Origin of the sequence: Brevibacterium sp. 239c (assembly GCF_900169365.1) — a bacterium.
In the GTDB taxonomy this organism is placed as follows: domain Bacteria; phylum Actinomycetota; class Actinomycetes; order Actinomycetales; family Brevibacteriaceae; genus Brevibacterium.
Map to the genome: position 1 here is coordinate 131,586 of NZ_FXZH01000010.1, position 13,632 is coordinate 145,217.

At 62.4% G+C, this 13,632-nt stretch carries 9 protein-coding genes; 5 read left to right on the plus strand and 4 right to left on the minus strand.

Features of this window, described 5'->3' with window-relative positions:
* The first annotated feature begins 71 nt into the window (after positions 1-71).
* Positions 72-2,216, plus strand: coding sequence for a BCCT family transporter (locus BSP239C_RS11195; RefSeq protein WP_101572846.1), 2,145 nt, complete (start codon positions 72-74; stop codon positions 2,214-2,216).
* On the opposite strand, the gene BSP239C_RS11200 is transcribed toward BSP239C_RS11195, so the two are convergent.
* Positions 2,175-3,212 (minus strand): formylglycine-generating enzyme family protein, encoded by a 1,038-nt coding sequence (locus tag BSP239C_RS11200; protein ID WP_257930177.1) that lies wholly within the window; start codon positions 3,210-3,212, stop codon positions 2,175-2,177. The genes BSP239C_RS11195 and BSP239C_RS11200 overlap by 42 nt on opposite strands.
* A 140-nt stretch (positions 3,213-3,352) precedes the next feature.
* Between BSP239C_RS11200 and betC the strand changes: the two genes are divergently transcribed.
* Together betC and BSP239C_RS11210 are read left to right on the plus strand one after the other, a co-directional pair.
* A complete protein-coding gene (gene betC, locus BSP239C_RS11205; RefSeq protein WP_101572847.1) occupies positions 3,353-4,882 on the plus strand; it encodes a choline-sulfatase in 1,530 nt (509 codons plus the stop codon).
* A gap of 273 nt (positions 4,883-5,155) precedes the next feature.
* Positions 5,156-6,556 (plus strand): TIGR01777 family oxidoreductase, encoded by a 1,401-nt coding sequence (locus BSP239C_RS11210; protein WP_101572849.1) that lies wholly within the window; start codon positions 5,156-5,158, stop codon positions 6,554-6,556.
* 25 nt (positions 6,557-6,581) lie between these two features.
* Here BSP239C_RS11210 and BSP239C_RS11215 read toward each other — a convergent pair whose 3' ends face one another.
* The gene (locus tag BSP239C_RS11215) at positions 6,582-7,811 is read right to left on the minus strand and encodes a cobalamin-independent methionine synthase II family protein (protein WP_101572851.1); all 1,230 of its coding nucleotides are present in this window, start codon (positions 7,809-7,811) and stop codon (positions 6,582-6,584) included.
* 167 nt (positions 7,812-7,978) lie between these two features.
* On the opposite strand from BSP239C_RS11215, the gene BSP239C_RS11220 reads away from it, so the two are divergent.
* The gene (locus tag BSP239C_RS11220; RefSeq protein ID WP_101572853.1) at positions 7,979-8,656 is read left to right on the plus strand and encodes a hypothetical protein; all 678 of its coding nucleotides are present in this window, start codon (positions 7,979-7,981) and stop codon (positions 8,654-8,656) included.
* Between the two features lie 120 nt (positions 8,657-8,776).
* Here the strand turns inward: BSP239C_RS11220 and purL are convergent, their stop codons facing one another.
* Positions 8,777-11,143 carry a phosphoribosylformylglycinamidine synthase subunit PurL gene (purL, locus tag BSP239C_RS11225; RefSeq protein WP_101572855.1) on the minus strand — a complete coding sequence of 789 codons (2,367 nt, stop codon included), beginning with the start codon at positions 11,141-11,143 and terminating at the stop codon, positions 8,777-8,779.
* A 140-nt stretch (positions 11,144-11,283) separates the two neighbouring features.
* Between purL and BSP239C_RS11230 the strand changes: the two genes are divergently transcribed.
* Positions 11,284-12,195: a rhodanese-related sulfurtransferase gene (locus tag BSP239C_RS11230; RefSeq protein ID WP_101572859.1), complete on the plus strand. Its 912-nt coding sequence runs from the start codon at positions 11,284-11,286 to the stop codon at positions 12,193-12,195.
* A gap of 4 nt (positions 12,196-12,199) precedes the next feature.
* On the opposite strand, the gene BSP239C_RS11235 is transcribed toward BSP239C_RS11230, so the two are convergent.
* The gene (locus BSP239C_RS11235; protein ID WP_101572861.1) at positions 12,200-13,219 is read right to left on the minus strand and encodes an epimerase; all 1,020 of its coding nucleotides are present in this window, start codon (positions 13,217-13,219) and stop codon (positions 12,200-12,202) included.
* Between the last annotated feature and the right edge of the window lie 413 nt (positions 13,220-13,632).

The following is a 13,632-nucleotide window of genomic DNA, read 5'->3' on the forward strand; positions in this document are numbered from 1 at the left end:
CAGAGCCGTAGGCCACGCTGGCAACTTTCGATCATCCGTTTCCTCGACGATTGAGAAAGGGCCATCGCAATATGTCCGATGACTCCACACCAGATACATCCCGATCCGCCGAAGCTGACCCTGATGTGAAGGCGGCCAACGCGGAAGCCGAAGCAGCGAACGTGCCGAGGCTCGACACTGATGATTCCGGCCCCCTGCGCCCCGAGCGGAAAGCCTCGCGTGAGAAGCTCAAGGCCGATGCCAAACGAATGAGCAGAGAGACCGGAAAGGGCCTGGGCAAGCTGGACTACAGCCGCCCCCGCCGCCGGGCCGATGAAGAGCCGGAGAGTAACACCCAGTACCCGCACAACACCCACCCGATCCTGGTCCCGGGCATCGCGATCGACGAACAGCGCCGCCGCTACTCCCTCGACAAGATCATCTTCGCCGTCGCCGGCACGCTCACCGTCGCCTTCGTAATCTGGGGCATCACCGATTCCTCCAATGTCGCCTCGGTGGCTAAGGCCGCTTACGACTGGTCAACGATGAATGTGGGCTGGTTCTTCAACGTCGTCGCCATCGTCGTACTCGTCGCACTCCTCATCCTCGCGTTCTCGTCTTATGGCAAGATCCCGCTGGGCAAGGACGACGAGAAGGCTGAGTTCAGCACCTTCTCCTGGGTGGCGATGCTCTTCGCCGCAGGAATCGGCATCGGCGTGCTGTTCTTCGGCCCGTCCGAACCGCTGACCTACTTCATCAGTCCACCACCGCTGACGAACGACCCGGAAACCACTGAGGCCCTGCACGGAGCTATGGCCCAGACCTACTTCCACTGGGGCTTCCATGCCTGGGCGATGTACGCCCTGGTCGGTGGCGCGATCGCCTACGCCGCCTACCGGCGCGGACGTTCGCTGCTGCTGTCCTCGATCTTCCAGACCCTGTTCGGCAAACGCCAGACCGAGGGCTTCGCCGGCAAGGTCGTCGACATCTTCGCAATCGTCGCAACCCTGTTCGGAACCGCGGCGGCTCTCGGCATCGCGGCAATGCAGATCGGCACGGGTGTGAGCATCGTCAGCGGGGCCGGACCGATGACGAACAATATGCTCGTCGTCATCATCTGTGTTCTCACCGTCGGCTTCATCATCTCTGCGGTCTCCGGTGTCTCAAAGGGCATCCGTTATCTCTCGAGCATCAACATCATTCTCACCGTCGGCATCGTGGCGCTCGTGCTGTTCCTGGGACCGACACTGTTCCTGCTCAACCTGCTGCCTTCGGCGATGATGGAATACCTCGGGTCCCTCTTCGACATGATGGGCAAGTCCCTGTCCTGGGGCGGCGAAACATACGAGTTCCAGTCTGTGTGGACCGTCTACTACTGGGCCTGGTGGATCTCCTGGTCTCCGTTCGTCGGTACGTTCATCGCCCGTATCTCACGGGGACGCAGCATCCGCCAGTTCATCCTCGGCACGATCTTCATCCCTTCGACCCTGCTTTTTGTTGCCTACGGCATAATGGGCGGAACGTCGATCTGGATGTACCGAGAGGGGGCATCTGGTTTCACCGACAGCATGGAAGCGCCCGAGGTGTTCTTCACCCTCATCGGCAACCTGCCCTATGTCGAGTGGTTGCCGGCGGTCGCGATCGTCGTCCTCGCGATCTTCTTCATCACCTCTGCTGACTCAGCGTCGGTGGTCATGGGCATGCTCGCCAGCCGCGGTGATCAGGAACCCAAGAAGTGGGTTGTCGTGTTCTGGGGTCTCGTGATGTCGGGCATTGCCGTCGTCATGCTTCTCCTCGGCGACGCCAGCGCGCTGGAAGGGCTGCAACAGCTCGTGATCGTCACTGCGGTGCCCTTCGCCGTCATCATGCTCTTCATCATCTTCGCCTGGTTCAAGGAACTGCGCACCGATCCGCTCGCACTGCGACGCAAGTACGCCCAGAACGCGGTCGACAACGCCGTGGTCGCTGGTGCTGATCGCTACGGCGATGACTTCGCATTCCAGGTCGTGCAGACCGAGCCGGGCGACGGTGCAAACGGGGGCATCGACTCCGAACACGAGGATTACACCGGGTGGTACCAGCGCACGGATGAGTACGGCGAGCCTGTCGGGTTCGACTATGAGACCGGCAAGTGGGCTGACGGCTGGACCTCCGAGGAAGCTGGGAACGACGACTCGGAGACCACCGCTGAGAGTTCAGAGGCTGAGAGCCAGACGGAATCCCGTGTGACCGAGTGAGGTGTCCGGTGTCGCGGCCGAGCGTGCCGAGGTCCGGTACCTGCGGCAATACGAGTCATGGCACATATAGGACCCGCCACGTAGCACCGGTCGCTGGTCGTGCGCACTGAAGTGACTGCTCGTCCACTCCCACACGTTTCCGGTCGTGTTGTGCAGACCGAAGCCGTTGGGTGCAAACGCGTCGGCGGGAACGGTGCCGACCGGCGCTGTCGGTCGGCTGGGGAAGACCCCGGCGAAGGTGTTCATGCGGGCCACACCGCCGGGTTCGCGTACCGAACCCCAGGGGTAGGGCTGTTGCTCGAGGCCGCCGCGGGAAGCGAACTCCCATTCGACTTCGGTCGGCAGCCGGGCACCCACCCACTGCGCATACGCCTCGGCGTCGGTATGGGAAACATGGGTGACCGGATGCCTGGCCCACTCTTCGAGGTTCGAACCTTCGAGGGTCGAACCGGGAACAGCAGCCACACCGGTCGGCCCGGGTCCGCCGGGGTGGAACCAGGTGGCCCCTGTGACCTGACGCCACCAGGGGGTAGCCTGCACAGAGGGAGAGGTCTCGGCCAGACCTTCGGCCACCAGGCCGGTGAAAACCAAGGAGTCACCATGAGTTTCGGCATCAGTGCGATGACCCGTCGCGTGGACGAACGCGGCGAATTCCGCGACCGTGACGGTCGTCGCGCCGATCGCGAAGCCCTCGATGCCAAGCTCGCGGACCGGGCCTTCACCATCGTCGGGGTAGGCCAAGGGGTCCTCGCTTCCCATGAGGAACGAGCCTCCACTCAGACCGATCATCGCCAGATCCTGCGGGGCCAGAGCCGCGAGCTCGGCCAGCAGCTGCCGATCGGGAGCGGACGCGGTGGGCGATTCCCTGCCCGACATTCGCACCTCGGTGGGGGATTCTTCTTCCTCAACACCCACCTCGGCGGACCGAGGACTGCCCTGGCTCGCTCCGACGGGCGAGCTCCGTGCCGGGCCGCAGCATGAGGCCAATGTCGCCACCTTCAATCCATATTTGAGAATCAGTTTCGCAAGAATCTGTTCGATCTGACACACCTGCGCAGGTCTTCAACGCAGCTGACTTCGCAGATCATGCTTTCACAAGCAGACCATACGTTTTTGAGAAAGGACGTGACCAGCATATGCAACCGCCGAATATCGTAGTGATCCAGGCCGACCAGATGGCCGCTCAGGCACTGGGAGCCTACGGAGACACCGCCGCACTCACCCCGAACATCGATTCCCTGGCCGATGACGGGGCGGTCTTCGATCGCGCCTACTGCAGCACCCCGCTGTGCTCACCGTCGAGGGCATCGATGATGACCGGTCGGATGCCCTCCGACATCGACTGCCTCGACAACGGCGACGACTTCGCCGCCTCTGTGCCGACGTTCGCTCACCGTCTGCGCAAGCTCGGCTACCACACCGCGCTCATCGGACGGATGCACTTCATCGGCCCCGATCAGCACCATGGTTTCGAAGAGCGCCTGACCACCGACGTCTACCCGGCCGACCTCGACATGGTCCCCGACTGGCAGCGCCCTCTGGACCAGAAGCTTCAGTGGTATCACGAGGCTGACCCGGTGTTCACCGCCGGTGCTGCCAAGGCGAACGTCCAGCAGGACTTCGACGACGAGGTGATCTTCAGGACGCTGCGTCACCTCAACGGACGAGTGCGCGCCAATCAGGCCGCCGGTGAGAACCAGCCGTTCCTCATGGTCACCTCGTTCATCCATCCGCACGACCCGTACGAGCCGCCGCGGGAGAACTGGGACAGATTCGCCGAGGTGGACATCCCGGACCCAGCTCACCCCGAGGTGCCCGACATCGCCGAGGACCCGCACAGCCACCGTCTGCGCACGATGAGCGGACTCGACAAGCGAGAACCGGGCCCCGAGGACATCCGTCGGGCACGCCGCGCCTACTATGCGTCGGTGAGCTACATCGATGATCACATCGGCAAGATCCGCCAGCGTCTGCGCGAGCTCGACCTTGAGGACAACACCGTCATCATCGTCACCAGCGACCACGGAGACATGCTGGGGGAGAAGGGGCTGTGGTACAAAATGTCCCCGTACGAGCAGTCCTCCCGTGTCCCGATCATCATCAACGGCCCCGCCGAGGCGGTCACGCCGGGTCGGTATGCCAACCCCGTCAGCCTCGTTGACCTGATGCCGACTCTGCTCGAGCTGGCAGGAACGTCGGATCCGGATGCGACGGGCATCTCTCTGTTCGAGTCGGCTCGGCAGGAAGCGGCAGGCGAGACGGAGCCGGCCGATCGCGATGTCATCATCGAGTACTTCGCCGAGGGCACGTATCGACCGCAGGTGACGCTCATCCGTGGACAGTACAAGCTGACGATCTGCCCGGGAGATCCGGAGCTGCTGTTCGACCTCGAAACGGATCCGGACGAGCTGGTCAACAAGGCCGGCGACGCCTCCTATGCGGAGCTCGTGGCCACGATGCGAGCCGAGCTGGACTCACGCTACGACCTCGAACATCTTGAACAGCATGTGCTCGGCAGCCAGTCGAGCCGGCAGCTCGTCGCCGATGCGCTCAAGATCGGCACGGTCCGGCACTGGGACTACGATCCGGAACCCGAGAACGGCTATGTCCGCGGCGACTTCTGGACCGCGTTCAGGTTCGGAAAGATCCCCGACACCACAGCCTGAGGCGAGGCGAGGCGCAAGCGCCCCGCGGGGCCGAGCCCCACGCTCCAGCCGTGACGTTTCATCGAGCGCAGATCGCAGCGTCGAGAGCAGACTGTATACCCTCTGCCCTCGACGCTGCGGTCGTCTTTCGGTGAGATCGAGACGAGATCGAGACGAGGGAGTAGCGGATCCCCGGCAGGGCCCACCTCGGCGGGGATAATTCACTCAGCATTGGGCGAGTTGCAGGTCACACTCTCAGACTCTGGTGGCATCATCTGGAGTAGGAGGGATGTCATGACCAATTTTGAGTGGACATCTGAAGTCCCGCTCGCCGCCGAGACCACGTATCTCTGGCACGCACAGCCCGGAGCACTGACCAGGCTGTCCCCGCATTGGGCACAGGAGATCATCCAGGAGAGCTACCCTCCCATCGCACCCGGTGCGATCGCCCAGGTCAAGACCAGTGTGCCCGGCACCTACGGCCTTGTCCGGCGACCATTCAGCTCGGTGCATTCCGAAGGTCCCTCCCGGTTCTCGTTCGTCGATGAACTCAAGAAGGGTCCACTGAGTCAGTGGAAGCACACTCACGAATTCTCCTCAGTCGCCGGGGGAACCAAAATCGATGACCATATCGAGTTCTCGATGGCTCCGACAGGCTTCGACGCGATCGACCGTGGCCTCATCCATAACTTGGAAGCAACCTTCGAAGCCAGGCATAAGCGCATGCTCATGGATATCGAGTTCCTCGAGCGCATGCATGCACCTCTGTTGACGCGTAAGAAGGGCAAACGCATCCTCATCGTCGGCGGCAGCGGACTCGTCGGCCAACAGGTCGCGGCACTGTTCTCCACGGCGGGCCATTTCGTGCGCCTGCTGGTGCGGCGCACCCCGAAGTTCGAGTATGAGTCCCATTGGAACCCCGAATTGGGAATCATCAACCCTCGCGACCTGGCATGGGCGGATGCGGTCGTCCACCTCGGTGGGCGATCGATTGCCACCCGGTTCACGAAGAAGGCCAAGGAGGAGATCCGCTCCTCACGCATCAATTCGACGACGCTGCTGGCAGAGACGATGCGCGCCCTGCCCGAGGCGAAACGACCCGAAGTATTCGTCTGCGCGTCCGCGGTGGGAATCTATGGTTCTCGGGCGGAAGCGCCGGTGGATGAGACCGCACCGGCTGGGGACGGATTCCTTGCCGAAGTGTGTCAGGAGTGGGAAGCTGCAGCCGCCAGAGTCGAGGAGCTGGGCATCCGGCGGGTCTCCATCCGCTCGGGCATCGCATTGACCTCGTTGAGCGGGTTCCTCAAACTCCAAACACCGTTGTATCTCGCGGGGGCCGGAGGCCGTTTGGGCAGTGGCGAGCAGGGCCTGGCCTGGGTTTCCCTCGATGATCTGGCCAGATCATATGTGCATGCTGTGCTCACCGACTATGTCCGCGGCCCCGTCAATGCGGTGGCCCCCGAAATGGTGACGCAGGGAGAATTCGCCGACGCGCTCGCTGCCCACCTGCATCGGCCGGCCCGCCTACTGACGCCCGGTTTCGTCACCGAGCTGGTCCTCGGTGCCGACGGAGCAAAGGAATTGGCCCTAGCCGACCAGAAGGTGCTCCCGGAAAGGTTGGAGGAGACCGGATACCAGTTCGCCCACCCCACGCTGGCCGCCTGCCTTGAGGAGGAACTCGGCAGCGGAGCGTGAAATGGGCGAACGGAGTCAGCTGAGCTCAGAACCTCTTCGAGGCGATCTCGGCACCAGCAGTCAATGACTGCAGCTTAGCGACGGCGATCTCGGGGTGGACGCGTCCACCCAGGCCGCAGTCGGTCGAGGCCACGACATTGTCGGGACCGACGAGCTTCGCGAAACGCTCGATGCGATCGGCGACGAGCTCGGGATGCTCGACGACATTCGTGGAGTGCGAGACGATGCCGGGGATGATGCACTTGCCCTCGGGCAGCTTCGTATCCTCCCAGATCCGCCATTCGTGTTCGTGGCGGACGTTGGCCGCCTCGAAGGTGATGCCACCAGCATTGAGCGTGAGCACCTGGTCGACGATCTCCTTGAACGGCAGGTCCGTCACGTGCGGCCCGTGCCACGAACCCCAGCAGGTGTGGACGCGAACCTGCGCCGGGTCGATGCCGCGCAGAGCATGGTTGAGTGCGTCGATGCGGACCTGGATGAACGACCGGTAGTCGGCGAAGGAGGGTTCCGGGTTGATCTGGTCGAAGTTCTCGGCCAGTGAAGGGTCGTCGATCTGGACGGTCAGACCCGCCTCGGTGATGGCGAGGTATTCCTCACGCAGCACATCGGCCCAGGCCCAGATGAACTCCTCGTCAGTCTTGTAGAACTCGTTGGCGATGCGAGATGCCGAACCCGGGGACAGCGCGTTGATGTACCCGTCGCGTTCACCGTACCCAGCAGCCGCGAGACCGGCCTTGAGGTTGGCGATGTCGCTGGCGACCTGATCATGGCCGACGTAGCTGATGGCGCTCGTGGCCTTGGGGAACTGCGGCTGGTCACCGGTGTCCGTGCCGGCGTTGGCATCACCGTAGACGCCGGGGAAGAGATTGCGGTCGCGGCGGTCGCCGAAGCTGGTCAGAACCGTGTTGCCCGGCTCCGAGCGGACAGCCGGAGCATCCCACTTGTCGACGTCATCGAGTTCGAGCCCGCCGGTGCGGGCGAAGGAGTAATGCCACCAGGCACCGTAATCGAAGTCAGCGGACATTGTGTGGCCGTATTCGCCGTCGTTGGGGATCGAGATGCCCAGATCTTTCTGGCGCTTGACGAGGTCGGCGACGCTGGCGGAGAGGAGCTCGTTGAACTCCTGAGTCTGTGCGTCCGAGACTGTTTCTCCGGCCAGGCGGGCGGTGATCTGAGCCTGCTTGACCTTATTGGCCTCGATGAGCTCGGGGGTGCGGGGTAAGGACCCTGCGTGCGAGGTGCGGATGGTGGCCATGGGTGACTCCTTCGGTTGTTCGACTGTGTTGTAGGCGAATCGTTCCCCCTCAGGCAATCACATTAGCCACTTCGCATGCGAGAGACTCGTCATGTTGGGTCACTTGCTGTGGCGCCAACTGGGTGAAGAGAGCGCGGTCCTGGCCCTCACCGACCTACAGTGATGTCATGAGTCAGCAGGCTTCTTCGGGAGGACCCGAACGGGAGGTCGGACCCGGGTGGACGGCGCGGGTCCTGTACTGGGTGGCCCTGGCCATCGGCTCATTGCCGGAGCTCGTGATGATGCCGATGATGGTCGACGGGGTGCGGCCTGAATTCTTCGCCGTGTATTCGGCCATGAGCGTCGTAGTAGCGATCCTCGAACTCGTCCTCGGCGTCGTTGCCCTTCTCACAGTGAGGGCCAGTCCGATGCCGATGCGTCTGTTCGGGATAGGACTACTCATTGCCATCAGCATCTATGCATTCGCTTTGCCGTACCTGATGCCGATCATTGTGAATCCTGGTGTCGACGGTTTCGGCGGCAGCGGTTTCGGCGGCAGCGCCAGCAGTTTCGAACTGGCGATGATCATCCCGAGCATCATCTGGACCTTCCACGGCGGCGTTGTGCTGGCCGGAACAATCATTGCCTGGAACCTCGCGCGCAACAGAACCTGGTGGACCCACCTCGTGGCTGCCGGCTATGCGCTGCTGATGGGACTCGTGGTCGCCTTTGTCGAATGGGCTATGAACTGGTTCGGTTCCTCATTCGCGATGTCAATGGTCCTCACGCAATGTGTCTTGCTGGGAGTGACATTCTGCGGTCTTGGTCTGCTGCACGTGCTCGGCGGCCTGCCGCGTGGCAACTAAAAACGCCGAGGGGACCACTTAGCTTTGACCGGACCAGTTGCAACTGGTTCTCTCGGCGCTAAGGGGTCCCCTCGGCAATCAATAGGGTGAGGACGTGCTGACCGCCGCGGCGGCCACGCTTCAGCCGAAGTGCTTCGGCAGTGTCCCCTCATGGGTTTCGCGCAGTTCGTCCAGGCCGACCTCGAAGTGATCGACGACTTCGAGGACGGGTGCCTCTTCGCCGGTGTCGGTCATGCCGATGCGGATGAACGGGAAGTGCCGGGCGGTGCACATGTCCTTGAAGCGGACCTCTTCGGACCGCGGCACGGCCACGATCGCACGGGCCGTTGACTCAGAGAACAGCGCGGTGAACACGTCGACACCATCGCGTTCGCACACTTCGTCGAGCCAGATGCGCGCCCCGGTGCCGAAGCGCAGGCAGGATTCGATTAGTGCCTGAGACAGTCCGCCCTCGGACAGATCGTGCGCCGCATCGATCATGCCATCACGTGAGGAGTTGATGAGGATCTCACCGAGTTCCTTCTCCGTGCTCGGCTTGTACTGCGGAGGCACCCCGCCGAGGTGACCGGCAGTCACGTCGGCCCAGGCCGAACCGTCGAGTTCGGCTTCGGTCGTGCCGAGGAGGTAGATGGTCTGGCCAGGTTCTTTCCAACCGCTCGGGGTGGCCCGGGTGACGTCATCGAAGACGCCGAGGACACCGACGACCGGAGTCGGGTGGATGGCCACGCCACCGGTCTGGTTGTACAGGGAGACGTTGCCACCTGTCACGGGAATGCCCATGTCCTGGCACGCCTCGGCGAGGCCCTCAACAGCGGCTGCGAACTGCCACATGATCTCCGGGTCCTCGGGGGAACCGAAGTTGAGGCAGTCGGTGACCGCGCGGGGGATGGCCCCGGCAGTGGTGACGTTGCGGTAGGCCTCGGCCAGCGCCAGCGCTGAGCCGCGGGCCGGATCGAGGTAGCAGTAGCGACCGTTGGCGTCCGTGGCGATGGCGACACCGAGTCCGGATTCTTCGTTGACGCGGATGACTCCGGCATCGTCGGGGAATGCCTGGGCGGTGTTGCCCTGCACGTACTTGTCATACTGCGAGGTGATCCACTTCTTCGACGCCAGGTTCGGTGAGCCGGCGAGCTGCAGCATGGTCGACCGCAGTTCTTCGTTGCTCTCGGGCTTGACCAAGCCAGCGGATTCCACGGTGTTCGCGGCCACCTCGGCGGCCCATGAGGGCTCGGACATCGGACGTTCGTAGACGGGACCGTCGTGGGCGACCGAGCGTGGTGGCACATCGACGATGACGTCTCCGTGCCATTCGATGACGAGGCGTTCGGAGTCGGTGACCTCACCGAGGACGGAGGTTTCAACGTCCCATTTGCCGACGATCGCGAGGAAGTCGTCGAGGCGCTCCGGCGTGACCACGGCCATCATCCGCTCCTGCGACTCCGACATGAGGATCTCCTCAGGAGTGAGAGTCTCATCGCGCAGCAGCACATCATCGAGGGCGATGTGCATGCCGCCGTCACCGTTCGAGGCCAGCTCCGAGGTCGCACAGCTGATGCCGGCGGCTCCCAGATCCTGGATGCCTTCGACCACTCCGGCGTGGAAGAGTTCGAGGCAGCATTCGATGAGCACCTTCTCTGCGAAGGGGTCGCCCACCTGGACGGCCGGGCGCTTCGAGGGCTTCGTATCGTCGAAGGACTCCGAGGCGAGGATCGAGGCTCCGCCGATGCCGTCGCCACCGGTGCGGGCACCGAAGAGGATGACCTTGTTGCCCTTGCCCGAAGCATTGGCCAGGCGGATGTCTTCGTGCCGCATCACGCCGACTGCGAGAGCGTTGACCAGAGGGTTCCCCTGGTAGACCGAGTCGAAGACGGTTTCGCCGCCGATGTTGGGCAGGCCGAGGGAGTTGCCGTAGTTGCTGATCCCGGACACGACTCCGTGGAGCACGCGTGAAGTGTCGGGGTGGTCGATGGCACCGAAGCGCAGCTGGTCCATCACGGCCACGGGGCGGGCGCCCATCGAAATGATGTCGCGTACGATTCCGCCGACACCTGTGGCCGCACCCTGGTGGGGCTCGACATAGCTGGGGTGGTTGTGGGACTCGACCTTGAAGGTCACAGCCCATCCGTCGCCGATGTCGACGACGCCGGCATTCTCACCGATGCCCACGAGCAGGTGCTTCTTCATGTCCTCGGTGACCTTGTCGCCGAACTTCGACAGGTGCACCTTCGACGACTTATACGAGCAGTGTTCGGACCACATGACCGAATACATCGCCAACTCCGCCGAGGTGGGACGTCGTCCCAGGATCTGACGGATCTGGGCGTATTCGTCGGCTTTGAGGCCGAGGTCGGCATAGGGCTGATCCACATCGGGATTCGCAGCAGCGAACTCGACTGTCTCCTTGACCTTTTTGGAATTGGCCTGGTCGGTTTCGACCTGCTGGGATTCGACCTGCGTGGAATTCGCAGCGTTGAGGTTACTCGACATGTCCTCTTAATGGCCCTTTCATACGACACGGCATCACCGTCAATCTTAGCCGTGCAGTGGGGGAGGAGGGGAAGCAGGTCTCATCGGCCAGACCCTACCGCCGAGTTCGGCGCACACATTCGCCAATTAGAATGTAGGCCATGGCAACTCCGAAGATCGTCTTGTTCTACGTATTCACCCCTCTGGCAGACCCCGAAGCAGTCAAACTGTGGCAGCACACTCTGGCTGAGAGCCTCGGGCTCAAGGGGCGCGTGATCGTGTCGAAGGATGGCATCAATGCCACCATCGGCGGCGACATCTTCGACGTCAAACAGTACGTGCGGGCCACGAGGTCCTACGCACCGTTCAAGAAGGCCGACATCAAATGGTCCAACGGTGAAGGAGACGATTTCCCACGACTGAGTGTCAAGGTCAGACCAGAGCTCGTGACCTTCGGCACCGATGATGAGATCACAGTGACCGAGACGGGAGTCGAAGGCGGCGGTGAACACCTCAAGCCCGGAGCCCTGCACAAACTCCTCGACGAGCGCGGTGACGATGTCGTCTTCTTCGACGGACGCAATGCGATGGAAGCCCAGATCGGGAAGTTCCGCGATGCGATCGTTCCCGAGACGGACACCACGAGAGACTTCATCGAGGAGATCGAATCGGGCAAGTACGACGATCTCAAGGGCAAACCGGTCGTCACCTACTGCACCGGCGGCATCCGCTGCGAGGTCCTGTCCGTGCTGATGAAGAACCGCGGCTTCGAAGAGGTCTACCAGCTCGACGGCGGAATCGTCCGCTATGGGGAGACCTTCGGCAACACCGGATACTGGGATGGCTCCCTTTATGTCTTCGACAAGCGCATGCACGTGGAGTTCGGCGACGGTGCCGAATCGATCGGTCACTGCGTCGCGTGTGAGAAGGCGACCCCGAACTTCGTCAACTGCGCGAATCTGGACTGCCGGCAGCAGTACCTGCGCTGTGAGGACTGCACCGAAAAGAATCGTCAGCCCTACTGCCCCGACTGTGTGCAGGCCGGTATCCCCGCCGAGGTGACCGCCGGCTGATCTGTCAGCGCAGCAGGCTCTTCGTCGCGGCTCTGATGTCGGTCCATGTGAAATCGAAGCCTGCTTGCTCCAGTCGCTTGGGCAGCACCCACCGACTTTTGAGCACCAGCTCCGATTCCTGACGCAGGACGAGCATCCCGATCTCCAGCAGCCAACGGGGCGCCGGAATTCCTAGCGGCATCCGTACGGCCCGTCGCAGAGACGCCATCAGAGTGGTGTTGTCCGAAACGCCTGGGCTCGAGACATTGATGGGCCCGGTCAGCTCCTCATGTTCATCGATGAATCGGATCGCGCGCACAACATCGTCGATGTGCACCCAGCTGAACCGCTGCCTCCCATGACTGAGCGGATGCCGGTGCCAAACCTTAGGCCCTGACGCATCAGGTCCAATGCCCCGGTACCGGGTGTGACCGAACCAGCGCCCTTCCAACTGAGGACCGCCAGCGCCGAAGCGGGCTGCGGTCGCGAGCATGTTCAGAGCCGCGCCGTCGCCGAGGACGATCGCCATCCGGATTGCCACTCTCCTCGTCCTGGGCAGTTCCCCCTGGAAGAACTCCCGTTCCCAGCCCTTGGCCACGTCGACGGAGAAGCCCTCGCCGATGTCACCGTCGTCTTCGGTCTGAGGCTGGTCCATGGCATGGCGATAGATCGTCGCCGTGCTCGAGTTGATCCACAGGCGCGGTGGCGACGAGGCGGTCCTGACCGCATCGTTCAATACCCGAGTCGTCATAACTCGTGAGTCCCAGATGCCCTGCCGGTTGCGGTCGTTGTATCTGCAGCCCACGCTGCGGCCGGCGAAGTTGATGAGCAGATCGGCACCATCAATGAGTGCAGCGATCTCTTCCGGGTCATCCCAGGAGACATGTGTTCCTGAGGAAGCGGCCTGGCCGATGGTGCGCACATGGTAGCCCCACGAGTTCAGGGGAGTCATGAGTGATCTGCCGATGAAACCGGAGGCTCCGGCGATAACAGCTATCGGTGCTGAGCCGTTGTCGGGATGAGGAGAAACATTTTCCGCAGTCATGAAGCGACGGTAACACCGACAGATCCGGGCGTTGGCGGGGAATTGTCCGTCCCCAGTTCAGGCAGCCGGGGCCTGTGTGTCGGGCGTCACTGCAAGAGAGCCGGTTTCGAGTTGCACGACGAGCCAGGCCTGGACTAGAGTAGTATCTCGTTGCCCCGCAGAAAACGAGTTCTTCTAGAACAGTCTTCACCGGTGTGACCAGCACAAACACAGTTTGGGTGTGGTTCACACGGAACACGGGTGACAACGAAAAATTGAAACTGACACCCCTGGTGTACACGCCCTTTTTTTGGGGGTTGTGGTGACGGGTGAGTGTTTGTGGTTTGAGAATCCAATAGCGTGTTTGTTTGAACAAATAGTGATGCCAGAAATATTAGTTTTCTGGTAAGACAATCACATGTTCACGCACTGAT